This is a genomic window from Methylobacterium sp. 1A (assembly GCF_058072805.1).
This window is the reverse complement of sequence record NZ_JBYQVE010000003.1, coordinates 101,677-124,689: the sequence shown is the minus strand read 5'-3', so window position 1 is coordinate 124,689 and position 23,013 is coordinate 101,677. Positions and strand designations below refer to the sequence as shown.

General features: G+C 71.3%; 21 protein-coding genes and 1 other RNA gene. 9 read left to right on the top strand and 13 right to left on the bottom strand.

The genetic code is table 11. The features are described from left to right. Positions 1–15: 15 nt before the first annotated feature. From ACX9MN_RS32115 to ACX9MN_RS32105, 3 genes are all read right to left on the bottom strand, one after another. Complete coding sequence (locus ACX9MN_RS32115; protein WP_489726425.1) at positions 16–705, bottom strand: hypothetical protein; 690 nt, start codon at positions 703–705, stop codon at positions 16–18. Positions 706–858: 153 nt separating this feature from the next. After that, positions 859–1,080, bottom strand: a complete 222-nt coding sequence (locus ACX9MN_RS32110) for a hypothetical protein (RefSeq protein ID WP_020094889.1) — start codon at positions 1,078–1,080, stop codon at positions 859–861. Between the two features lie 104 nt (positions 1,081–1,184). Continuing rightward, positions 1,185–2,018: a cobalamin B12-binding domain-containing protein gene (locus ACX9MN_RS32105; RefSeq protein ID WP_026605210.1), complete on the bottom strand. Its 834-nt coding sequence runs from the start codon at positions 2,016–2,018 to the stop codon at positions 1,185–1,187. Between the two features lie 380 nt (positions 2,019–2,398). Between ACX9MN_RS32105 and ACX9MN_RS32100 the strand changes: the two genes are divergently transcribed. After that, the gene (locus ACX9MN_RS32100; protein WP_020094891.1) at positions 2,399–2,629 is read left to right on the top strand and encodes a DUF6894 family protein; all 231 of its coding nucleotides are present in this window, start codon (positions 2,399–2,401) and stop codon (positions 2,627–2,629) included. Between the two features lie 299 nt (positions 2,630–2,928). On the opposite strand, the gene ACX9MN_RS32095 is transcribed toward ACX9MN_RS32100, so the two are convergent. Both ACX9MN_RS32095 and ssrA read right to left on the bottom strand, forming a co-directional pair. Beyond that, complete coding sequence (locus tag ACX9MN_RS32095; RefSeq protein WP_056530538.1) at positions 2,929–3,222, bottom strand: hypothetical protein; 294 nt, start codon at positions 3,220–3,222, stop codon at positions 2,929–2,931. A gap of 264 nt (positions 3,223–3,486) precedes the next feature. Next, positions 3,487–3,659: a transfer-messenger RNA gene (gene ssrA, locus ACX9MN_RS32090) on the bottom strand. 163 nt (positions 3,660–3,822) lie between these two features. Here ssrA and ACX9MN_RS32085 point away from each other — a divergent pair. Both ACX9MN_RS32085 and msrA read left to right on the top strand, forming a co-directional pair. After that, positions 3,823–3,978 (top strand): hypothetical protein, encoded by a 156-nt coding sequence (locus ACX9MN_RS32085; RefSeq protein WP_020094893.1) that lies wholly within the window; start codon positions 3,823–3,825, stop codon positions 3,976–3,978. A 162-nt stretch (positions 3,979–4,140) separates the two neighbouring features. Next, complete coding sequence (gene msrA / locus ACX9MN_RS32080; RefSeq protein WP_447683132.1) at positions 4,141–4,659, top strand: peptide-methionine (S)-S-oxide reductase MsrA; 519 nt, start codon at positions 4,141–4,143, stop codon at positions 4,657–4,659. Positions 4,660–4,884: 225 nt separating this feature from the next. On the opposite strand, the gene ACX9MN_RS32075 is transcribed toward msrA, so the two are convergent. The 4 genes from ACX9MN_RS32075 to ACX9MN_RS32060 form a co-directional block, all read right to left on the bottom strand. Beyond that, positions 4,885–5,640 carry an ABC transporter ATP-binding protein gene (locus ACX9MN_RS32075; protein WP_020094895.1) on the bottom strand — a complete coding sequence of 252 codons (756 nt, stop codon included), beginning with the start codon at positions 5,638–5,640 and terminating at the stop codon, positions 4,885–4,887. 8 nt (positions 5,641–5,648) lie between these two features. Then, positions 5,649–7,484, bottom strand: coding sequence for a branched-chain amino acid ABC transporter ATP-binding protein/permease (locus tag ACX9MN_RS32070; protein ID WP_489726424.1), 1,836 nt, complete (start codon positions 7,482–7,484; stop codon positions 5,649–5,651). Then, positions 7,481–8,356 carry a branched-chain amino acid ABC transporter permease gene (locus tag ACX9MN_RS32065; protein ID WP_012329745.1) on the bottom strand — a complete coding sequence of 292 codons (876 nt, stop codon included), beginning with the start codon at positions 8,354–8,356 and terminating at the stop codon, positions 7,481–7,483. The genes ACX9MN_RS32070 and ACX9MN_RS32065 overlap by 4 nt, the downstream gene beginning before the upstream one ends. A gap of 63 nt (positions 8,357–8,419) precedes the next feature. After that, the gene (locus tag ACX9MN_RS32060; protein ID WP_020094897.1) at positions 8,420–9,583 is read right to left on the bottom strand and encodes an ABC transporter substrate-binding protein; all 1,164 of its coding nucleotides are present in this window, start codon (positions 9,581–9,583) and stop codon (positions 8,420–8,422) included. A 510-nt stretch (positions 9,584–10,093) separates the two neighbouring features. Here ACX9MN_RS32060 and ACX9MN_RS32055 point away from each other — a divergent pair. After that, positions 10,094–11,287 (top strand): alpha-hydroxy acid oxidase, encoded by a 1,194-nt coding sequence (locus ACX9MN_RS32055; protein ID WP_091978511.1) that lies wholly within the window; start codon positions 10,094–10,096, stop codon positions 11,285–11,287. Between the two features lie 629 nt (positions 11,288–11,916). Here ACX9MN_RS32055 and ACX9MN_RS32050 read toward each other — a convergent pair. Beyond that, positions 11,917–12,453 carry a DUF2059 domain-containing protein gene (locus ACX9MN_RS32050; protein WP_489726423.1) on the bottom strand — a complete coding sequence of 179 codons (537 nt, stop codon included), beginning with the start codon at positions 12,451–12,453 and terminating at the stop codon, positions 11,917–11,919. 203 nt (positions 12,454–12,656) lie between these two features. Between ACX9MN_RS32050 and ACX9MN_RS32045 the strand changes: the two genes are divergently transcribed. After that, the gene (locus tag ACX9MN_RS32045; protein ID WP_489726422.1) at positions 12,657–12,950 is read left to right on the top strand and encodes a hypothetical protein; all 294 of its coding nucleotides are present in this window, start codon (positions 12,657–12,659) and stop codon (positions 12,948–12,950) included. A 63-nt stretch (positions 12,951–13,013) separates the two neighbouring features. Here the strand turns inward: ACX9MN_RS32045 and ACX9MN_RS32040 are convergent, their stop codons facing one another. After that, positions 13,014–13,676, bottom strand: a complete 663-nt coding sequence (locus ACX9MN_RS32040) for a ribonuclease H family protein (protein WP_020094902.1) — start codon at positions 13,674–13,676, stop codon at positions 13,014–13,016. A gap of 275 nt (positions 13,677–13,951) precedes the next feature. Between ACX9MN_RS32040 and ACX9MN_RS32035 the strand changes: the two genes are divergently transcribed. Continuing rightward, positions 13,952–15,163, top strand: a complete 1,212-nt coding sequence (locus ACX9MN_RS32035) for an MFS transporter (protein ID WP_489726421.1) — start codon at positions 13,952–13,954, stop codon at positions 15,161–15,163. A gap of 86 nt (positions 15,164–15,249) precedes the next feature. Here the strand turns inward: ACX9MN_RS32035 and ACX9MN_RS32030 are convergent, their stop codons facing one another. Beyond that, positions 15,250–15,660, bottom strand: a complete 411-nt coding sequence (locus ACX9MN_RS32030; RefSeq protein ID WP_020094904.1) for a group III truncated hemoglobin — start codon at positions 15,658–15,660, stop codon at positions 15,250–15,252. Between the two features lie 189 nt (positions 15,661–15,849). Between ACX9MN_RS32030 and ACX9MN_RS32025 the strand changes: the two genes are divergently transcribed. The 3 genes from ACX9MN_RS32025 to ACX9MN_RS32015 all read left to right on the top strand — a co-directional run bounded on the left by ACX9MN_RS32025 (position 15,850) and on the right by ACX9MN_RS32015 (position 20,834). Further along, complete coding sequence (locus ACX9MN_RS32025) at positions 15,850–16,935, top strand: efflux RND transporter periplasmic adaptor subunit (RefSeq protein WP_091978509.1); 1,086 nt, start codon at positions 15,850–15,852, stop codon at positions 16,933–16,935. Beyond that, a complete protein-coding gene (locus ACX9MN_RS32020; RefSeq protein ID WP_489726420.1) occupies positions 16,932–20,045 on the top strand; it encodes an efflux RND transporter permease subunit in 3,114 nt (1,037 codons plus the stop codon). Before ACX9MN_RS32025 ends, ACX9MN_RS32020 begins: the two co-directional genes overlap by 4 nt. Before the next feature lie 246 nt (positions 20,046–20,291). Then, the gene (locus tag ACX9MN_RS32015; protein ID WP_020094907.1) at positions 20,292–20,834 is read left to right on the top strand and encodes a TetR/AcrR family transcriptional regulator; all 543 of its coding nucleotides are present in this window, start codon (positions 20,292–20,294) and stop codon (positions 20,832–20,834) included. A 176-nt stretch (positions 20,835–21,010) separates the two neighbouring features. Here the strand turns inward: ACX9MN_RS32015 and ACX9MN_RS32010 are convergent, their stop codons facing one another. After that, positions 21,011–22,708, bottom strand: a complete 1,698-nt coding sequence (locus ACX9MN_RS32010) for an IlvD/Edd family dehydratase (RefSeq protein WP_489726419.1) — start codon at positions 22,706–22,708, stop codon at positions 21,011–21,013. Positions 22,709–23,013 lie beyond the last annotated feature (305 nt).

The following is a 23,013-nucleotide window of genomic DNA, read 5'->3' as shown; positions in this document are numbered from 1 at the left end:
GACCCGGTCGGGTCGTCAGCTTTGAGGCCGGCGCGCGGTCGGTGCGGCCTCGTCCCATTCGCGATCCTGCTCCGCCAGCAGAGCGGCGCGACGGGCCGCCGCGCTCGCGGCGTCGCACGACGGTGCCGCCCGGGCCTCCTCCAGGGGACGCGAAGGCACCGGATCGGACGCGCGAGCGAGGCGGGTGAGCGTGGCGACGACGTGGTCCACGTCACCGGATGTCACGGCGCCTGTCCGGAGGAGCCCGAGACGCGAACACGTGGCGATGTCCGCACAGGATGCGTCCGCGAAGCGGAGCGCCGCGATCTGACCCGCCGCGAGGGGCAGGCATCCGGCCGGCAGCCCGCGCAGCCGGCCGAGCCGCCGCGCCCGCGTGGCCTCGGGTGTGTGCATCTCCCGCCCGCCCGGGAGCCAGCGCGCCAGCACGTCGAGGATGAAGTGCCGGACGCGCTCGACGCGGATGGGACCGAACTTCCTGATCGCGGCGATCGCGACCGGTGAAGACTGGGCCAGATGACCGAGATCCGGGAATCCGGCCTTCCGCAGGCGGGCGCGCAGGGAGGCCGTCAGCAGGCCGCGCCCGAAGCCCTCGGCCGACAGACGCCGGATCGTGTCCGGGGACAGGTCGTCGAAGAGCGGAAGGCGGGCGCCGACCTCGGCCATGAGGCTGTCGGACCAGACGGCGCGGAGGGATCGGTCGGGCATCACCGCGGCCGATAGGGCACTTGCCGGGTGTCCGCAACGAACCGTCACCGCGGGCCCGAGGGACGGGCGCTGAACGGACCGTCGGACGCGGCATCGCTGGTCGCTCGCGACCGGCCCTGTCCCGCGCGTCGCCGCGGAAACCGTCCGATCAGACTACGATCTCACCGCGGTCAGTTCCTGGAGAGCGCAGTCGATCGCCCGGATGATCTGCTCGCTGGTTCGAACCACGGCAGCGTCTCGCGATAGAGCGACGACCGCTTGCTGCAACGCCCGGAACTGATCGAGCCGGATAGCCGGATCGAGACCGCGCGCGACGGCCGACTGTACGAGGCCGCGGACGAATTCACGCGCCAATTGCTCGTCGAACTCGTGCAAATTCTGGATCTCTGCCTCTCTACCGCGACACGTCTAACACCGTCCGGATGAGAAGGGATCCGCGCAGCAGCGAGTCGCCGGATCCGGCCCCCGGCCGCGCGGCGTCATCGCGCGAGAGTGGCCTCCGCGATCCGGACGGCCGATTGCGCGTCCGCGGCGACGGCGTCCGCGCCGACGACACGGGCGCTGGCAGGCTCCCGCACGAAGAGCGGCCCGCCGACGATGACGCGCAGGTCCGGGTTGCACGACGCGGCGCGCAGCTTCGCCACGGACACCGCCATCACAGGCAGGAGGATGTCGCAGGACAGCGAGATGCCGACCAGATCGAACTGCTCGGCGCGGACCAAGCTGGCGGGGTCCTCGTCCGCTCCGTTGGTCAGGACCACGTCCCACCCCGCCTCGCGGAAGAAGCTCGCCACGAGCGCGAGGCTGAAGAGATGGGTCTCGCCGGGACAGGGCATCAGCAGGACGCGGCGACCGTTCGCCGTCACGTCCACGCCCTCCAGATCCGCACACAGGGCGCGGGTCAGGTTCTGGAGGCGACCGAGCGCGAGCGCCACGTCGAGGAAGTCGGCGGCATCGTCTTCCCAGAGCTCGCCCAGATACCGCGCCGCGGGTGCGAACAGATCGAGCAGCAGGGCATCCAGCGACAAGCCCTCTTCCAGGAGCGCGCGCACCCACTCGGCGTGCGGTTCGCCCTCCATCAGCGCTTGAGCGAGAGAGGCGACGCGCTCAGGCGTCGGTGATCGCGTCGTCGACGCGGGCGACGGCGGATCCGCCCGATGCGCGAGCGCCAGACGCGGCAGGATCTCGTCCTCGACGATCCGGGCGAGACCGGCCTGGATGATGGCCGAGTTGCGTTTGGCCGCTCCGTGAACGGACCAAGTCCGTCGGTCGACGCGGGCGCGCGCGACACCGATACCGGCCATTTCAGGCATTGGCTCCCCCGCCGACGCGGCACTATATGTTTTGTATCGGCACTAGGCAACTCGATTAGCGAACTATAATTCCGATCGCGGACGGATGATTTTGGCTACAGCCTGACGGAACTCACGCGCGCCGCGACCGGTGCGGGCTGTACAGGTCGGTACCGGCACAGAACTGCCGCCTCGGATGACGGTTCCCGTCAATCCGGCACGGCGGACAGGGCGCTCCGGAGCGAACGATCTCTTCACCGAGAGAGCCGGTCGTTCCGCGCCGCGGCGATTGATCCAGGTGAGTGCCCGCGCGCCGCCTTTGTGCGAGCGTAGACGATTGTGGGCTCGGCGGCCGGTGACCGCGTGATGCGCGCTGCTATGTCCAGTCGGCGGAGAGCCCGATGCCGCGATATTTCATCGTCACATCCGATCACATCACGGTCAAGGACGACGAAGGCGTGCAACTTTCCGGTCGGGACGCGCTGCGCGACACCCTTCGCCGGCTGCTGACCGACATCCTGCGCGATGAGGGCTATCGCACCGAGGTGAACGCGTTCACCGCTCAAGCCTACGACGAAGCGGGCAAGCTCGTGATGAGCGCGAGCGCCAGCTTCTCGGCGACAGATGTGTAGGTTGCAGCCTGTCCGTCGCCGAGGCGCGCGGGCGCTCCGTGGCCGCGGAGGCAGATCGGGTTCTCGCTGATCGACGGTGTGGCGGGTACAAGATCAGGGATGACGGAAGGCCTGCCGCGCTCGGCTGGTTTCACCGGCGGTCACCCCGATTCCCTTGTCCTCGGCCGGGATCGCGGTCTCAACTTTCCTGAGACGGAGCTTAGCCCAGGAAGATGGCGAGCAGTTCGCCGGGGACTGTCGCCGTGCGCGGACCGCCTGGACGGGCCCGCGCCCGGCGGCAGGCACATCCGCGGAGTGCCTCAGTCGCGCGCCGCCTCGACGCTGGCGCGATCGACCACGGCGCGCAGCGCCTCACCGCCCTCCATGGCGAACCAGGCCCGCAACATGTCCGTCGTCTCCGGCGTGTCGCCGGGCCGCTCGCGGAACAGGTCGGCGCAGCGAGCCAGCTCGCGCGCCACGAAGATCTCCAGGAAGGCCGCACCGCGGGTTCTCGCGAGTTCGGCGAGAGCGTCCTCCAGGACGCGCCGCATCATCTCGCCGACCATGGCCGAGATGTAGACGGCCTCCGCGCTGCCCTGTTCGGGCTCGTTCAAGCAAGTCTCCGATCTGCCCGGACGCGACCCCGAACTGAACAACGGGCAGACGATAAAGGCGGGTCCCGAGGCCGAAGCCTCGGGTTCTGTTGCTAGGCGTACCCACGCCCCGGAAGATTACGCCGCGAGGCGCATCTCCATGCCGACGTTGTCGTTGGCATTTAGAGTTTTGGTCAGGTGCCCGGAACGAGGGTTGCCCGCGCCGAGCCGGTCGAGTCCTTACCGAAAGCCGCATCTTACCCTGCCGAGGCAGGGCAGAACTCGCGATCCCTTTACCGCCCAGTCGAACCTGTTTCACCCCCAGCAGAAGCACCCTGGCAGCGCGCGATCCGCAACGCCGGACGCTCGCCCTCGTCCCCGCGCGGTATCCGGGGCAAGATGCTTCTGGTGGAGGCGCCGGGTACCGCCCCCGGGTCCTGAAGCGTTATTACGAACCGGTCATCAACCTCGCAGCCACCGTAACCCATCCCGGCCCGCCGGTCCATCGCGTGCACGCAGCGATCCTGGCCGGACATCGGTGGCGCCGCGGCCGCCGCGTGCCCATATGCGTGCGATCCCTCCGCGCAATCCCGTGCTCTGGGCCACGAAGCGGAGGCCGACATGGCACGCGAACTCAAGACCGGCAAAGCGCAGGGCGTCACGCCCGAGGACTTCAACGAGCGCGTGAAGCGGCTCCTCGCCGACAAGCCGGATCCCCGCAAGGCCGAACCGGCACGGAAGAATTTCAAGGTCAACAAGCCGCTCGTGCGGAGCTGACAGGCCGCTTCGGAGACGTTCGCCCGGCAGCGAACGTCTTCTCGGAACCCCGCGCGTGCTCGTGCAGGCATCGCAGGCATGGCAAGCTACGAGGCCGCAGAGCGAAGCGCCTCGGGATCCCTATATCTGCGCGATCAGTGGAACGGCTCAGGAGGAGCGACGATGGAAACCGAGAGGGCGGTGCTGGCCGGTGGTTGCTTCTGGGGCATGCAGGACCTCATCCGGCGCCAGGAGGGCGTCGTGTCGACCCGCGTCGGCTACACGGGCGGCGACGTGCCGAACGCGACCTACCGCAACCACGGCACCCATGCCGAGGCCATCGAGATCATCTACGACCCGGCGCGGACGAGTTTCCGGCGCATGCTGGAATTCTTCTTTCAGATCCACGACCCGACGACGCCGAACCGCCAGGGCAACGACAGGGGCCCGAGCTATCGTTCGGCCATCTTCTACACCGACGAGGGCCAGCGCCGCGTCGCCGAGGAGACCATCGCCGACGTCGACGCTTCCGGCCTGTGGCCGGGCAAGGTCGTGACCGAAGTGGCGCCGGCCGGCCCGTTCTGGGAGGCCGAGCCGGAGCATCAGGACTACCTGGAGCGGCGTCCCGACGGATATACCTGCCACTTCATCAGGCCCAACTGGGTGCTGCCCGCGCGCGCGCCCGCCACCCAGAACGCGTAGGCATATCGGGCCGAGGCCGCCGGACGGTCGGCGGCCTCGGGCCTCACGGTCGCGACGTACCGCCGGCGGCCGCGGAGACGCGCCGGTCGTGACGCCGGCGGGCTCGCGGGCCGAGGCGCGTCCGACCGCTTCCGGACCGCCGCGTCGCGGACACCGCTCCGTCCGGCGGTGGTGGCGTGCGCCGCACCGCGCGAGCGACGAAGCCGCCGACCAGGCCCGGTGCGGTCAGCCCGCGAGTTCGGGCCTCGTCCGTCCGCCGAGATAGGCCGACCGGATCTCGTCGTTGGCCCACAGGGCGTCGGGCGCGCCCTGCAGGACGAGCCGGCCCGTCTCCAGCACGTAGCCCCGATCGGCGACCGAGAGCCCCATCCGGGCGTTCTGCTCCACCAGCAGCACGGTGGTCCCGCGGCGGCGCACCTCGGCGATGATCGCGAACACCGCCTGGACGATCACCGGGGCCAGGCCGAGCGAGGGCTCGTCGAGGAGCAGGATGCGGGGCTTGGCCATCAGGCCGCGCGCGAGGGCCACCATCTGGAGCTGGCCGCCCGACAGCGTCCAGCCCAGGGCGTCGCCGAACCGGCGGATGTCCGGGAAGAGATCGAACATCGCCTCGACCTCGTCGCGCAGCGCCCGCTTGCCGAGGCCGGCGCGGTTGGACGCGCCCAGCATGATGTTCTCGCGCACCGTGAGCCCCGGGAACACCCGGCGCCCCTCGGGGACGTGGGCGACGCCGAGCCGCACGATCGCCTCGGGCTTCAGGCCCTCCAGCGGCCGCCCCTCCAGCAGAATCGTGCCGGCGGCGGGCCGCACCAGCCCGGAGATCGCCTTGAGGGTCGTCGACTTGCCGGCGCCGTTGGACCCGAGCAGCGTCACCACCTCCCCGGCGCCGACCGAGAAGGACAGGCCACGCACGGCCTCGATCTCGCCGTAGCGGACGACGAGGTCGCGGATCTCGAGGAGGGGCGTGGCGGGCGTCGTCATCGCTGGGGTCACGCCGGGGCGAGGTCGGTCTTGAGGCTCGCCGCCGGACCGGCGGCGGCGTCCTCGCCGAGATAGGCCTGGATCACCGCCGGCTCGCGCAGCACGGTCGCCGTGACGCCGTCGGCGATGCGGCGGCCGAAGTTCAGCACGGTGACGTGGCTGGCCACGTCGCTCACCAGCGTCATGTCGTGGTCGATGATCAGGATGGTCAGGCCCTTGGCGGCCATCCGGCGCAGGAGCACCGTGAGGGCGTTCTTCTCGCTGGAATTGAGCCCCGCGGCGGGCTCGTCGAGGAGGAGCAGCACGGGGTTGCCGGCCAGCGCCCGCGCGATCTCGATCAGGCGCTGGTGGCCGTACGAGAAGCCGGAGATCGGCTCCTGCGCCCGCTCCTCCAGCCCCACGAAGGCCAGCGCCGCCCGGGCGCGGGCCTCCAGGCTCGCCCGGTCGCGGGCGCCCGAGGGGTTGTTGGGCCGCTCGGCGCCGATGACCACGTTCTCGAGGGCGCTCATGGAGCGGAACAGGCGGATGTTCTGGAAGGTGCGCCCGATCCCGGCCGCCGCCCGCCGGTGCGGGGACAGGCGCGTGACGTCCTGCCCGGCCAGCCGCACGGTGCCGCCCGTGGGGCTGTAGAGGCCCGACAGGACGTTCAGCGTCGTGGTCTTGCCGGAACCGTTCGGGCCGATCAGCGCGTGGATGCCGCCCCGCGCCACCGTGAAGCTCACCGCGTCCACGGCCTTGAGGCCGCCGAAGTGCTTGGACAGGTCCGACACCTCCAGCATCGGCGCGGCGGAGGGCTCGCCCTGGCTCAGGGTCAGTTCGGCGGCGGGTGGTGGGACCGGGCGGGACCGGCGCAGCCGCCGGACCTGGTCGCCGAGGAAGCCCCAGATCCCGTCGGGCATGAACACCACGATCAGGATCACCGCGAGCCCGTAGATCGCGAGGTAGAGCCCGGGGATTTCCTTGAGGAAGCGGAGCCATTCCGGGATCAGGATCAGCAGGGCCGTGCCGATGACGGCGCCCACCGGCGAGCCGACGCCGCCGAGCAGCGCCATCGTCAGGAAGACGATCGACTCGGCGAAGGCGAACTGGTCCGGGCTGATATAGGTGAAGCTGCCGGCGAACAGCCCGCCGCCGAGCCCCGCCAGCAGCGCCCCGAGCGCGAAGGCCGCGACCTTGGTGCGGTAGATGTCGATGCCCGAGACCCCCGCCGCGAGCTCGTTGTCGCGCACCGCCCGCATGGCGCGCCCGAGCCGCGTCCGCGGCATGTGCCAGACGAGCCAGCCGACGACGGCCAGCACGAGCACGCACAGGGCGAGGTAGCTCTGCCCGTCCGCGAACAGGGCCGGGCGGCGGATGTTCGGCACACCGTCCGGCCCGTGCGTGACGGGGATCCAGTTGGTGAGGACCAGCGTCAGGATCTGCTGGAACGAGATCGTCACCATGGCGAGGTAGTGGCCGCCGAGCCGCAGCGTGGAGGCGCCGAGCGCGGCGCCCAGCACGACCGCGAGACCGAGGCCGGTGAGCAGGCAGATCCAGAAGTTCAGGCCCCCGTCGACCGTTCCGAGCCCGACCGCGTAGGCACCGATCCCGAAGAAGGCGGCCTGGGCGAGGTTGATCTGCCCGCACAGACCGAGCACCACGGTAAGGCCGATCACCGCGATGGCGTAGGTCGCCGCCTGCATCAGGATGTTGAGGGCGTAGCCGCTGAGCGGCGTCGTGGCGGCCAGCGTCACCAGGGCGGCGGCCAGGACCGCGTAGGCGAGGCTCCCGAGGGGCAGGCGGCGCGGCGGGGGCGCGGGAGCCGCTGCGGCCGGGCCGGCGACGGTGGAGGGGCGACCGCTCATGCCTTCTCCGCCACGCGCTCGCCGAACAGGCCCTGCGGGCGCACGACCAGGAACACCACCAGCACCAGGAACGCGAAGGCGTCCTTGTAGGGGACCGAGATGTAGGCCGCCCCGAAGGTCTCGATGATGCCGAGCGCGAGGCCGCCGATGATCGCCCCGGTGACATCGCCGAAGCCGCCGATGATCGTCGCCGCGAACGCCTTGAGGGCGATCGTGGCCCCCATCTGGATCGACACGAACAGCACCGGCGCCACCAGGATGCCGGCGATGCCGCCGAGCACCGCGCTGTACACGAAGGTCAGCATGATCATCCCGGCCACCGGGATGCCCAGGAGGGCGGCCATCTCCTTGTCCTGGGACGTCGCCTGAAGCTTCTTGCCGACCAGAGTGTGCTCGAAGAACCAGTACTGGAACGCCACCAGGGCCGCCGTCACCGCGATGATCAGCAGGTACTGGCTGTCGAGGAAGACCGGCCCGAGCAGGAACCCTTGCGTCTCGAAGACGGGCGGGAGCACTTGCGGCTGCGGCCCGTAGAGGGCGAGCGTCGTGTTCGCCAGGAAGATCGAGGCGCCGATGGTCGAGATGATCACCGGCAGGTAGCTGCGGTGCCGCAGCGGGTAGTAGACGCCGAGATTGAACAGGGCGCCGAGCAGCGCCATCCCGCCGAGGGTCAGGAGAAGGGAGAGCCAGTAGGGCCACTGGAGGTCGACGGCGAAGACCACCATCAGGAAGGCCGCCACCATCGAGAACTCGCCCTGCGCGAAGTTCACCACGTTGGTGGCGCGGAAGATCAGCACGAAGCCGAGCGCCACCAGGGCGTAGACGGAGCCGATGCCGATCCCGGTGAAGAGGAGCTGCAGGATCAGGTCCATGCGGTCCGCACTCTCGCCTCCTTCTCCGGATGTCGTTCACGCACCCCGAACACGTCGGCCGGCTCACCCTTGGTAGAAGTCGATCCGCCGGTCGAAGACGATGTTGCCCTTGTCGTTGCGCACGACGTTGTAGCCGTGCAGGCCGTCGCCGTTCTTGTCGAAGTTGTAGGTTCCCTCGGCGCCCTCGTGGCCGCGCACCGCCAGGATCGCCTCGCGGACCGCCTGCGGATCGGTCTTGCCCGCCGCGTTGATCGCCTTGGCCAGCACGGTGACCGCGTCGAAGGTCCACGAGGACTGGTTGTCGGGCGCGATCTTCATCGCGGCCCGGTAGGCCTTGCCGTAGGCGCGCGCGGCGTCGCCCGACTCCTCGGCGTAGTCGGCCACGCCGTAGGTGCCGTAGAGGGACGGCCCGGCGAGCTTCAGGGCGGTGACGTTGGTGATCGAGGGCGAGCCGACCCAGGGCGCGGTGACGCCGAGCTGGCGCAGCTGCCGGGCGAAGATGCCGATGTCGTTCTCGAAGGTGAAGTACGAGCCGATCACGTCGGCGCCCGACTGACGGATCGCCAGCACGACCGGCGTGAAGTCCTGGCTCTGGTTGGTGTAGCCCTGGTCGAGGGCGACCGTGGCACCGCCCTTGGCGAGGCTCTCGGTCAGCGCCTTGGCGCCGCTGGTGCCGAAGGCGTCGGTGGAGTGGATGATCGCCCACTTCTTCTTGCCCAGCCCGTTGACGCCGTGCTCGGCGATCACCCGGGCCGAGAAGGTGTCGTTGGGGCGGAAGCGGAACAGCCAGGGATTGCCGAGCTGCGTCAGGACCGGGTCGGTGCCGCCGAAACAGACGGGTTTCCCCGTCTTCAGGATGTCGGGCGCCATCGCGTGGTTCTGGGTCGAGCGGATCGAGCCGAGGAAGCCGACGAGGTCGCCCTGCGACGCCAGTTTCGAGAAGGCGAAGACCGCGCCGGGATTGGTGGTCTGATCGTCCTCCGTGACGATCTCCAGGGGCTTGCCGAGCACGCCGCCGGCCTTGTTGACCGTCTCCAGGGCGATCTTGGCCCCGGCGAGCGCGTAGCGGCCGGCATCCGCGCCGGGCCCCGTCACCGGGAGCACCATGCCGATCCGGACGGTCGACCCGGCGCCCTGAGCGCAGGCCGAGCGGATCACCCCCGGCGCCAGGCCGCCCGCGACTGCGGATGCGGCCCCCGTCAAGAAAACGCGGCGCGTCGTCCTCATTGGCGTATCCGTCCCACCGCCGATGCTCGGGCCCGGCGTTGGCGACGATGGTCCCTATTCCGCGCGCCGATGTCTATCCTGCAAACCTTCGACGCTCAGCTTCGGTGAGAAGAAGCTCTCGGATCGTCACTCGACCGCTTTCGCTGCGGTGCGGCGAAGGCGAAGACGATGACGACGAGGCTCCGCCTGCATTCATTCTGTCCTGACGCGCGCTCGGAACGCGAAGATCCGAACAGGCGCGATCCGGAATGTGTACTTTCAGGCAGAGATCCGGCGTTCCTCTGCGGCGCGGGCGAGCGCAACAGGCGCTATAGGATCGGTGTACGCGCGGGAGAGGCCTGGTGCGACCGGCGCATTCGGCGAGGAGGCGCTTCCGTTTTCCAGCGAACCGTTGCACCGTCGAGCTTCCAGCACGGGGCATCGCGGCCTGAAGCGCGCGGCGTACGAGCGGGCGCGAGCCCGCCTCAACCGCGACCGGCCCCGTCATCCAGTCGCGAGGCCGAACCTCCCATGGCGCCCATCATCACGACGGTCGAGGATCTGCGGCGGGTCGCCAAGCGGCGGGTGCCGCGGATGTTCTACGATTACTGCGATTCCGGTTCGTGGACGGAGTCGACCTACCGCGCGAACGAGGCCGAGTTCGCCGGCATCAAGCTCCGCCAGCGCGTCGCGGTCGACATGACCGACCGTACCCTCGCCACGACGATGGCCGGTCAGGCCGTCGCGATGCCCGTCGCCCTGGCGCCGACGGGGCTCACGGGCATGCAGCACGCCGACGGCGAGATCCTGGCGGCACGGGCGGCGGAGGCGGCGGGGGTGCCGTTCACGCTGTCGACGATGAGCATCTGCAGCATCGAGGACGTCGCGGAGAACGTCAGCAAGCCGTTCTGGTTTCAGCTCTACTTCATGCGCGACCGCAGCTTCAACGATCGCCTCATCGACCGCGCGAAGGCGGCAGGCTGCTCGGCTCTGGTCCTGACGCTGGACCTCCAGATCCTCGGGCAGCGCCACAAGGACATCCGCAACGGCCTGTCGGCCCCGCCGCGGCTGACGCCGGGCACGGTTCTCGATCTCCTGACCAAGCCCCGCTGGTGCTGGTCCATGCTGCGCACGCAGCGCCGGACCTTCCGCAACATCGTGGGGCACGTGGACGGCGTGCGGGATACCCGCTCCATCTCGGCCTGGACGGCGGACCAGTTCGACCCGCGCCTGGACTGGGACGACGTGCGGCGGATCCGCGACCGGTGGCAGGGCCCTCTGATCCTGAAGGGCATCCTGGACGTCGAGGATGCCGAGAGGGCGACCGCGACCGGGGCCGACGCGCTCATCGTCTCGAACCATGGCGGGCGGCAGCTCGACGGCGCCCCCTCGTCCATCGCTGCGCTTCCCGGAATCGCGGACGCGGTCGGCCGGCGCGTCGAGGTGCTGATGGACGGCGGGATCCGCTCGGGCCAGGACGTGCTGAAGGCCGTCGCCCTGGGCGCGAAGGGCGTGTTCATCGGCCGCGCCTTCCTCTACGGGCTCGGCGCCTACGGCCAGGCCGGCGTCGCCCGCTCCCTGGAGATCATCCGCACGGAACTCGACATGACGATGGCCCTGTGCGGCCATCGCGACATCCGCGCCGTCGACCGGTCCATCCTCTGGACGCCCTCAGGGCGGGAGACCCGGGAGGATGCGCCGCCCGTGCGGCGCATCGGGCCCTGACGGCGGGCGACCACCGGTCCGATCCGGACCTTCACGGTGTCGCGGTTCCCGATCCGAATCCCTCGCGGATCGCGCGTCGCCGCGGCCGAGGCGTTCCAGCGCGGCACCGGGCCGGGGGCCTCGCGCCGCGCCCGAGCCACAACGACAACGGCGCAGCGACCCGTGGGGTCGCTGCGCCGCTGGATCGGGCCGCCGAGGGGGGAAAGACGGCCTGCCGAATTCAATATGCCAGAAGAGCCGTCCGGGAGGTGCGCCCGAGCACATCCAAAAGGATGTGGCGCGGCAGCGACAGAGATCGGCCATCACCTGTGGACAGCGCGAAGCGCCCTCGATCCGTCAAGGTTCAGGAGCGAGCGTGATGCCCTCACCACCGATCCGACCCAGCCATGTTCGCCAGCCCGCACGCCTTCGTCCTGCACCATCGCTAGCGCCTCGCCGTGCTCGTCTCCTCGGCCCTGTTCCTCGCGGGCGCGCTGCCGCTGTTCTGGGCCATCGGCTGACCGTTCAGGCCCGCCGCGCTGACCGAGCGTCCGGGCACGCTGTCCCGGCGCCCCGCATCGTGTCCGGCCTATCGACGCCTTCGAAGCAGGGTGCCGCTCCGCTCGGAAGGCGTCGCGGCCCGGGGAGGCTCAACGCGGCTTCGCCGATCCGCCCGGCGCCCAGCCGTGGGCCTGGATGGCCGTCGTCAGCTTGCCCTGCATCTCGGGCATCACCGACTGGATCCATTGCTGCATGCCCGCGAGCTGGATCTGAGCGAGCTGCGGCTGGGCCGCCGCGAGGCGCTTCCCGGCGGGGGTCGCGTAGAAGGCGGCGATGGCCTGCAACTCGTCCTTGTTCAGCACGGTGGCGAAACCGCGCGCCTGGATGTCGAGCAGCTCGTCGTAGTGCGCCGTGAGCGTCGGCATGACGACCTCCTGCACCAGCACCTGCGCCTTTGGGGGGTCCTTGATCCCGATCTGCTGCATCATGCCGATCATGGGGGCCGCCATCGAGCCGAGCGTCGCGGCGCGATCACCCTGCATCTGCGCGACGGTCTCCCGGGCAACCTTCAGCAGGGCCGGATCCGGCGCGGTCGTGGGCGCGGGCTTCGGGGCCGGTTGTGCCAGTGCCGCACCGATCGGGAAGGAGGTCAGGCACAAACCGACGACGAGGGCAGAGAAGCGCATGGCGGTCCCGTTCACGAGCGCCGCGCGATCCAAGGCCGCGCGGCCGGTCCGGGTAGCTACCACAGCTCCGAACAGGATCGATGACAGCGCGGGATTGCTCGGCACCGCGTCGCGCGGCGGGCCCTGAACTCGGGGTGCCGATCAGCACCGAGATCCGGCGGTCGCGGGCTCATGGTGTCCGCATCGAGGAATGGGAGGACACCATGCGTCAAACGTTTCTGCGGACCGGCGCTGCGGCCGCGCTGGTCGCTCTGGCACTCTGCGCCACCCCGCCGGCCGCTCAGGCGCGCGGCATCGGCGTCGGCGGTGCCGTGGCGCTGGGCATCCTCGGCGGCGTCGTGGCCGGCAGCGCCATCGCGTCCGCCAACAGCGGGTACTACCCGGGTCGCCCCGTCTACGCCGCGCCCGACCCGTACGGCGCCTGCCACTTCGAGCGCCGCGCGTACATCGACCCGTACGGGTACGAGCACGTTCGGCGGATCGAGGTCTGCGAGTAGGCCGAGCCCCGTCCCGGAGATCGCGGAACGGCGACCCGGCGTCGCCGCGCGCGGCCTCGCCCGCTAGGCCCGGCCTGATCGCAGGCGTGCGACCTCGCTCGGCCCGATCTCCAGGTAGAAGCGGATCGCATCGTCGACGAGTGCGTCGGGCGTGACACCCGCCGCCTTCGCGGCCCGAGCGACCTGGAGGCCGAGCGCGAGGTCGATCCTCAGGTCGGCGCCCCGGCTCGACGGCGCCGGTGCGGCGGTCGGGGCCGGTACGGGCGCGGCGCTGCTCCGCGACTCGAGCTTGCCGAGCTTTGCTTCGCGACGCCCCCTGTGGACGAGCGCGTCGGCACGCTCGTTGAGGCGGTCGCCGGCATGCCCCCGGACCCAGGTCCACTTCACGTCGCGGGCCGCGTTCAGTTCGTCGAGGCGCTTCATGAGATCGACGTTCTTCACGTCACCCGTCGTCGAGCGCCAACCCCGCGCCTTCCAGCCGCGCATCCACTCGGTCACCGACTTGACGACGTACTGGCTGTCGCACCGCATCTCGATCGCGGCCCCGGCGGGGAAATGCTCGAGGCCCTTGATCGCGGCCGTCAGTTCCATCCGGTTGTTGGTCGTGGTGCCGGGCTCCCCGCCGCACAGCTCGATCGTGCCGTCCGGGGCCGCGATGACGACGCCCCACCCCCCCGGCCCGGGGTTCGGGTCGCAACCGCCATCGGCATAAACGATCGTTCGCATCGTGGCGTCAGCCCTCTCGTACGGGTGGTCGGTGGACGGGCGCCATCGAGGCCCGACATCGGCCGACCGATGGTCGCCCCGGCCCGAGCCGGCATCGCCGGCGAGCGCGGCGGCACCTCTAGCACCGATCGCGCGCCGCGGCAGGGCCGGGTGAGGCGCGCGTCGGCGAGCGAGCGGTGTCCCGAAGCCCCGCGCCGACGGGCGGGCCCGGTGCTGGCGACGAAGGCGCATTCGTGTGAAACGCGCCGCACGGACGGAGATCGATATGCGCCGGAATGGCTGAGGATGGGATTGCCGATTCGGGCCGCGCCTGGCGTCGGCTCGCCGCGGCGACGGCGCTCGGCACGGTCGGGGGCGTCGGCATGTGGTCGGTCGTCGTCGTGCTGCCCGCGGTTCAGGCCGAGTTCGGGGTCGATCGGGCGGCGGCCGCCCTGCCCTACACCCTCACGATGGTCGGCTTCGCGGTCGGCGGCCTTCTGATGGGCCGGCTCGCGGACCGCATCGGCATCGTGCTCCCGCTGGTCCTCGGCACCGTCTGCCTGGCCCTCGGCTACGGGCTCAGCGCCCTCGCGACGAACCTCTGGCAGTTCGCCCTCGTGCACGGCGTGCTCGTCGGGGCGCTCGGCAGCTCGGTCGCCTTCGGACCGCTGATGGCCGACGTGTCGCGCTGGTTCTCGCGCCGGCGAGGGCTCGCCGTCGCGCTGTGCGCGTCCGGCAATTACCTCGCGGGCACGCTCTGGCCACCGGTGGTGGAGCGCGCGGTCCACGCGTACGGCTGGCGCGCGACGCAGGCCGGCATCGGCCTGTTCTGCCTCGTCGCCATGCTGCCCCTCGCGCTGGCGATGCGGGGCCGACCGCCACGGGCTTCGGCGACGCGCGCGGCCGGTCCTCAGGCTGTGACGACGCTGTCGCCCGCGGCGCTGCAGGGCCTCCTCGTCGTGGCCGGCACCGCGTGCTGCGTGGCGATGGCGATGCCGCAGGTCCACATCGTGGCGTACTGCAGCGATCTCGGGTACGGCGTCGCCCGCGGCGCGCAGATGCTGTCGCTGATGCTCGGTTTCGGCATCGTCAGCCGGGTCGCGTCGGGCTTCGTCGCCGACCGGATCGGCGGTCTCGCGACGCTGCTGGCCGGTGCGCTGCTGCAGGCGGCGGCGCTCGCGCTCTACCTCGCGTTCGACGACCTGACCTCGCTCTACGTGATCTCGGCCCTGTTCGGCCTGTTCCAGGGCGGCATCGTGCCGGCCTACGCGATCATCGTGCGCGAGTACCTCCCGGCCGAGGAGGCCGGGGCGCGGATCGGTGCGGTGCTGATGGCGACGCTGGCCGGCATGGCGCTCGGCGGCTGGCTCACGGGGGCGATCTTCGACGCCACCGGCTCCTACCGTGCGGCGTTCGTCAACGGGCTGGCCTGGAACGCCGTCAACGTGGCGATCGTGCTGTGGCTGATCCACTGTCGTCGGGCGCGCACGAGTCCGGCCGCGCTCTGAGGGCTCCGGACCCGCCCCCCGGGATCTCGGGCCGTCCCGCCGGTCGCGGCTCCGCGCGCGTCTCACGCGTGCGCCTTCCCCGCGGGTCACGGCGCGGCCGATCCCGCCGCGGGCACGGGCAGCACGTCTGGCCGGAAGAACAGGCCCGCCTTCAGGCTGTCGCCGATGCGGTGCGCGCGCTCGATCAGGAGGGCGGCAGGTTCGGGCGGGAAATGGGCGGAGGCCGTCTCCCCGAACAGGTCGAGCCACCGCGCGAAGTGCTCGGGCTCGAGGCGGCCCAGCGCGAGATGCTTGCCGAACGGGTTGCCCTTGTACCGGCCTGACTTGAAGAGGACCGAGGACCAGAACGCCCGGACGGTCTCCATGTGCCGCGGCCAGTCCGGGTCGGGGATCGCGGCCGCGAAGACGGGTCCGATCAGCGCATCGCCGCGCACGCGCCCGTAGAAGGCATCGAGAAAGCGGGCGAGGCTGGCTTCGTCGAGCGCGACATCGGGCATGATCGTGAGATGCCGGCAGACCCCGCTCTCTTCAAGGGGGATCGGACGGCCTCCGGATCGGAGCCGGAGGGGACGGCGCGCGTGAGTCCTCGGCCGACGCCGGGCGCGGCCGCCATTGACCGCGGTATCGCGCCAGAATAAATGATGGTCATAATTCTTTTGGGCGATCGGCTGCGACGGGGCTCGGTGATGGACGCGCGATGGGTGATCGGGTTCGCCGGCTTGGCACTCGCGGCATGCTCGCCGGCCGAGACCGCCGTCACGCCGGAGCCGCCGCTGGTGCAGACCGTCGCGGTCGCGCCGGCCTCGGCGGCGGTGGCGCGCTACACCGGCGTGATCCGGGCGCGCACCGAGAGCAACCTCGGCTTCCGGGTCGGCGGCAAGATCTTCGAGCGCCTCGTCGACCCGGGCGACCACGTGCGCCTCGGCCAGCCCCTGATGCGGCTCGACCGGACCGACTTCACCCTGGCGCTCAACGCGGCCCGCGCCTCGGTCGAGGCGGCCCGCGCGCAGATGATCAAGGCCAGGGCCGACGAGGAGCGCAGCCGCAAGCTCGTCGGCGACGGGTGGACCTCCAAGCAGACCTACGACCAGAACAAGGCGGCCGCCGACGCGGCCATCGCCCAGTTCGCCAACGCCGAGGCGCAGGCGAGCCAGATCGCCAACCAGGCCGGCTACTCCGAGCTCCAGGCCGATGCCGACGGGGTCGTGATGGAGGTGCCGACCGAGCCGGGCCAGGTCGTCGCCGCCGGGCAGACGGTGGTGAAGCTCGCCCGCGACGGCGCGCGCGAGGCGGAGGTGTTCCTGCCGGAGGGGAGCCGGCAACGCGCGAAGGGCACGGCGTCGGCCACCCTCTACGCCGAGGGCGAGACGACCTACCCGGCCAAGCTCCGGGAATTGTCGGCCACGGCCGATCCGGCGACCCGCACCTACCGCGCCCGCTACATCCTGTCGGGCGGGGGCGAGACCGCGCCCCTCGGGGCGACCGTGACGCTCCAGCTGATCCCTGCCCAGGGGCAGGCGCGGGCTTCGGTGTCCGTGCCGCTGGGGGCCCTGTTCGACCAGGGCGGCGGCTCGGCCGTCTGGCGCTACGACGCCGAGACCCAGACCGTCGCGGCGCAGCCCGTCACCGTCGCGCGCCTGTCGGAGGAGACCGCGGAAGTCGCCTCGGGCCTGACGCCCGGTGACCGGATCGTCGCGCTCGGCGCCCATCTGCTGAGAGCGGGCGAGAAGGTCCGTCAGGCCGACGCCAGCGTCGTGGAGGCCGGCCGATGAACGCCTCCGGCTTCAACCTCTCGGCCCTGGCGGTGCGCGAGCGCGCCGTCACGCTGTTCCTCCTGCTCGCCGTCACCGCGGCCGGGATCTTCGCCTTCGAGAAGCTCGGGCGCGCCGAGGACCCGACCTTCACGGTCAAGACCATGGCGGTCTCGGCCGCCTGGCCCGGCGCGACCACCGACGAGATGCAGCGGCAGGTCGCCGACCCGCTGGAGAAGCGGCTCCAGGAGCTCGTCTACTACGACCGCGTCGAGACGACCGTCCGCCCCGGCCTGACGCTGATGAAGGTCTTCTTCAAGGACAGCATGCCGCCGGCCCGGCTCCAGTCGGAATTCTACCAGGCGCGCAAGAAGCTCTCCGACCAGGCCTCCGGCCTGCCGCGCGGCGTGCTCGGGCCGCTGTTCAACGACGAGTTCTCGGACGTCTACTTCGCCCTCTACGCGCTCCAGGCCCAGGGGCTGCCGCACCGGCATCTCGTGCTCCGCGCCGAGGACCTGCGCCAGCGGCTGCTGCGCGTGCCCGGCGTCGAGAAGATCAACATCCTCGGCGAGCAGGCGCAGAAGATCTTCGTCGAGGTCTCCTACCAGCGCCTCGCGACCCTGGGCATCACCGGCCAGCAGCTGCTGGCGGCGCTCGCCAACCAGAACGACGTGACGCCGGCCGGCTTCGTCGAGGCCGACGGCCCGCGGGTCTACCTGCGCCTCGACGGCGCCATCGACGGCCTCGACGCGATCCGCGACCTGCCGGTGGCGGCCGGCGACCGCAGCCTCAAGCTCGGCGACATCGCCGAGGTGAAACGCGGCTACGAGGACCCGAAGACCTTCGCGATCCGCAACGACGGCGCGCCGGCCCTGGTGCTCGGCCTCGTGATGAAGCCGGGCTTCAACGGACTGAGCCTGGGCGAGGCGCTGAACGCCGAGGAGGTCGCGATCCATCGCGATCTCCCGACCGGCATCACCTTCACGAAGATCACCGACCAGGCGAGGGTGATCGACGACGCCATCCACGAGTTCATGGTGAAGTTCTTCACAGCGCTCTCGGTGGTGATCTTCGTCAGCCTCGTGGCGCTCGGCTTCCGGGTCGGCATCGTGGTGGCGCTGGCGGTGCCGCTCACCCTCTCGGCCGTGTTCGTGGTGATGATGATCACCGGCCGCGACTTCGACCGCATCACGCTCGGCGCGCTCATCATCTCACTGGGCCTCCTCGTCGACGACGCCATCATCGCCATCGAGATGATGGTGGTGCGCATGGAGGAGGGCGCCGACCGGGTCTCGGCGGCGACCCATGCCTGGAGCGCCACCGCCGCGCCGATGCTGACCGGCACGCTCGTCACCATCGCGGGCTTCCTGCCGGTGGGCTTCGCCGCCTCCACGGCGGGCGAGTATGCCGGCAACATCTTCTGGGTGGTGGCCTTCTCGCTGATCGTCTCGTGGATCGTGGCCGTGACCTTCACGCCCTACCTCGGCGTCAAGCTCCTGCCCGACATCAAGAAGGTCGAGGGCGGGCACGCCGCGATCTACGCCACGCGGAACTACCAGCGCCTGCGCCGGGTCGTGCGGCTCTCGGTCGACCACAAGTGGATGGCCGCCGGCATCACCGTGGCGCTGTTCGCGGCGGCCGCGGTCGGCATGGGCAAGGTCGAGAAGCAGTTCTTCCCGAACTCGGAGCGCTCCGAGCTCATCGTCGAGGTGACGCTGCCGACCGGGTCCGCCTTCGCGACCACCGAGGCCAGCGTCCGGAAGGTCGAGGCGGCCGTGCGCGCGCTGCCCGAGGCGGGCGAGATCACGAGCTATATCGGCCAGGGCATGCCGCGCTTCGTGCTCTCGTTCGACCCGGAGCTGCCGGACCCCGCCTTCGCGCAGATCGTCGTCCAGACCGCGGATTCCCACGCCCGCGACGTGCTGCGCGGCAAGGTGCGCAAGCTCGTGGACGACGGCCGCTTCCCCGAGGCGCGGGTGCGGGTGCTGCAGATCGTGTTCGGGCCGCCGGTGCGCTTCCCCGTCGCCTTCCGGGTGGTCGGGCCCGACCTCACCGTCATCCGGGGCATCGCCGCGGAGGTGCGCGACGTCATGATGGCCAACCCCAACATGCGCCTCGTCCACCTCGACTGGGGCGACAGGACGCCGACCCTGCACCTCGCCCTCGACCAGGAGCGCCTGCGCCTGATCGGCCTGACGCCGAAGGAGGCCGGCCAGCAGCTGCAGAGCTACCTCAACGGGACGCCGGCGACCCAGGTCCGCGAGAACCTCCGCTCCGTGGACGTGCTCCTGCGCAGCCCCGGCCCCGAGCGCCGCTCGCTCGGCGACATCGGCGACCTGACGCTGGCCACGCGGGACGGGCGGCAGGTGCCGCTCTCCCAGGTCGCGCACCTGGAGAGCCGCAACGAGGACGCGGTGCTCAAGCGCTACAACCGCGAGACCTACATCCGCGTGCAGGGCGACGTGATCGACGGCAAGCAGCCGCCGGACATCCACGCGCAGATCGTCCCCGAACTCGCGGCCATCAAGGCGAGGCTGCCGCCCGGCTACCGCATCGACACGGCCGGCTCGGTGGAGGAGAGCGAGAAGGCGATGAAGGCGCTCGTCACGGTCTTCCCGCTGATGCTGATCGTGACCCTGACGGTCATCATGCTGCAGGTCCGCTCGTTCACCACGATGTTCATGGTGTTCGCGACCGCGCCGCTCGGCCTCGTCGGGGCGGTCCCGACGCTGCTCGTCTTCCACCAGCCCTTCGGCTTCAACGCGATCCTCGGCCTGATCGCGCTGTCCGGCATCCTGATGCGCAACACGCTGATCCTGGTGGACCAGATCCACCACGACCGCGCGGCGGGCCTGTCGGACTACGAGGCCATCGTCGAGTCGACGGTGCGGCGGGCCCGACCGGTGATCCTGACGGCCGCTGCCGCGATGCTCGCCTTCGTCCCGCTGACCCACTCGGTGTTCTGGGGGGCGCTGGCCTACGTGCTCATCGGCGGCGTCGGCGTCGGGACCCTGCTGACCCTGCTGTTCCTGCCGGCACTCTACGCCCTCTGGTTCCGGGTGGCGCGGGACGCGCACGCGCCGCGGACCGCACCCGGCCCCGCACCGGTGCCCGTGCCGGCCGAGCCCTGACCCGGCCGCCCCCCACCGATGCCCCGCTCGGGGCATCCCGCGATCGCGCGCTCGGGTCCCGGGCGCGCGGTGCGTCGACCGGCCCGCGCTTCGCCCCCTCGCCCGGGCCGGTCGGCAGCCCTGAACGGCCGCCGCGGCGCGACCGCGACGCCGCTCTCCGCCCGGCCTCGGGCATCCGCGGCTCGCCGTCCCTTCAATAAATGACATCTCGCATCTATGTGAGGAGGCGGAGCGGAGGACGGTACGATGCCGAGGGTCTCGCAGGAGCAAGCCAAGCTGAACCGCCAGCGCGTGGTCGAGGTCGCCTCGGCCCTGTTCCGGGAGCGCGGCCTGCACGGTATCGGCGTCGTCGACATCATGGCGGCCGCGGGCCTGACCCATGGCGGCTTCTACGGTCAGTTCGCCAGCAAGGATGCCCTCGCTGCGGAGGCGTTCGACGCGGCGATCAGCGCCGAGTACCGGGCCAACCTCGACGCCTTCATCGAGAATTACCTCTCCTTGGGGCATGTCCGCACGCCGGGGAGAGGCTGCCCCGTCGCGGCGCTGGTGAACGACGTCGGGCGTGAGCCGCCCGGAAGCGCCCTGCGGGCGCGGTTCACCCAGGGGGTCAAGGGGCTCGCCGGTCTCATCGCGGACAGGCTGCCCAGAGCGTCGAAGGAACGCCGCCGGCAGCGCGCCCTGATCGCGCTGTCGACCATGGTGGGGGCGGTGGTGCTGGCCCGGGGCGTCGACGACGAGGCCCTGGCCGGGGAACTGCTCGAGGCGGCGCGCTCCACGATCCCGGGCTGAGCCGGTCCGAGGCGGCACCCCGGCTCGGGCCGCCTCACCGCCGGGACAGGCACGGGCGATGCGATGGCCTCAGATGCCGCGACGGCGCGCGGCCCGCGGTCGGGCGGGCCGCGGTTTTCGGATCGACGGTGTCCGTCACGGCCGTCCGGCGCGTCCGGACGGAGGGTTGCGGGCCGTCAGCCCTCCGCCTTGGCGAGGAAGTCGAAGTCACAGCCTTCCGGGGCCTGCGTGACGCTGCGCCGGTAGAGCGCCTTGTAGCCCCGGGCCGGGGCCGGGGGCGGCCGGTGGCCGGCGAGCCGGCGGGCGATCTCGTCCTCCGCGACCAGGAGATCGACGCGCTTGTCTCGGATCGACAGGCGGATGCGGTCGCCGTCGCGCACCGCGGCCAGCGGTCCGCCCACCGCGGCCTCCGGGGCCACGTGGAGGACGATCGACCCGAAGGCCGTGCCCGACATCCGCGCGTCGGAGATGCGCACCATGTCCTTCACGCCCGCCTGCGCCAGCTTCTTGGGGATCGGCAGGTAGCCCGCCTCCGGCATGCCGGCCGCGTGCGGGCCGGCATTCTGCAGGACGAGGATGTCACCGGGCGCCACGTCGAGCGCGGGGTCGTCGATGCGCGCCGACAGGTCCTCCAGGCCGGTGAACACCACCGCCCGGCCCTCCGACTCGAACAGGTCGGGCGTCGCCGCCGCGCGCTTGAAGATCGCCCCGTCGGGCGCGAGGCTGCCGGACAGGGCCACCAGGCCGCCGACCGGCGACACGGGATCCGCCGCGGTGCGGATGACCGCGCGGTCGACCCAGGACTCCGGCTCGTCCAGGCGCTCGGCGAGCGTCCGGCCCTCCACGTCCACGGTGTCGAGATGGAGGAGCGGGCGCAGCTCGCGCAGGAGCGCGCCCATGCCGCCGGCGGCGTGGAAATCCTCCATGTAGCCCTGCCCCACGGGCTTCAGGTCGACCAGCACCGGCGTCTCGTCGGAGATCTGGTTGAAGCGCTCGGGCGAGATCCGGATGCCGAGCCGCCCGGCGATGGCGGTGAGGTGCACGATGGCGTTGGTCGAGCCCGACACCGCCATCAGCACGCGGATCGCGTTCTCGACCGACTTCTGCGTGATCACCTGGGAGGGCCGGATCCGCGTCTCGATCAGCCGCACGGCGGCGCGGCCGGTCTCCTCGGCGGCCACCAGCCGGTCGGAATGCACCGCCGGGATCGCGGCGGTGCCCGGCAGCGACATGCCGAGCGCCTCCGCGATGCACGCCATGGTCGAGGCCGTGCCCATCACCGCGCAGGTGCCGGCCGTGACGGAGAGCCGACCCTCGACCTCGGCGATCTCCTCGGCGTCGACGGTGCCGGCCCGGTACTTGGCCCAGAAGCCCCGGCAATCCGTGCAGGCGCCGAGCCGCTGGCCCCGGTGGCGGCCGGTCGACATCGGGCCGGTGACGAGCTGGATCGCCGGCAGGTCGGCGGAGGCCGCGCCCATGAGCTGGGCCGGCACGGTCTTGTCGCAGCCGCCGATCAGCACCACCGCGTCCATCGGCTGGGCGCCGATCATCTCCTCGGTGTCCATGGCCATGAGGTTGCGGTACATCATGCTGGTCGGGTTGAGGAAAACCTCGCCGAGCGACACGGTCGGGAACGGCCGCGGCAGGGCGCCGGCCGCCAGCACGCCGCGGGAGACCGCCTCCACGAGCTCCGGCATGCCCCGGTGGCAGTTGTTGAAGCCCGACGGCGTCATGGCGATGCCGACCACCGGCTTGTTCAGCAGGCCGACCGAGATGCCCATCGAGCGCGCGAAGGAGCGGCGCAGGTAGCGGGCGAAGTCGCGGTCACCGTAATTGGTCAGGCCGCGGTCGAAGCCGTGCGGTTCGTCGGTCATGGTCGTCTCCTCGCGTGGGCGGCCCGGGTTGCCCCGGCCGTCCGGTCTGTCTCAGCGGTCGCCGGGCTCCCGGCTCCCGGAGCGCGCGTCGAGCAGGTCCTCGCGCGCGTCGTCCCACCCCTGTCGTTCGCGCCGCGTTCCCGGCGGAGCGCCGCCGGATCGGTTGCGGCCGCCGACGGCATCGGGGTGCGGACAGGCATGTCCCAGTCCGGCGCCGATGACGAGGCCTCTCAAGGCATGGCCCATCGGATAGGTGTCCGAGAAGGGGCCGCGCGGGTTCCGGAGCGCGAAAAGCGCGGCCGCGT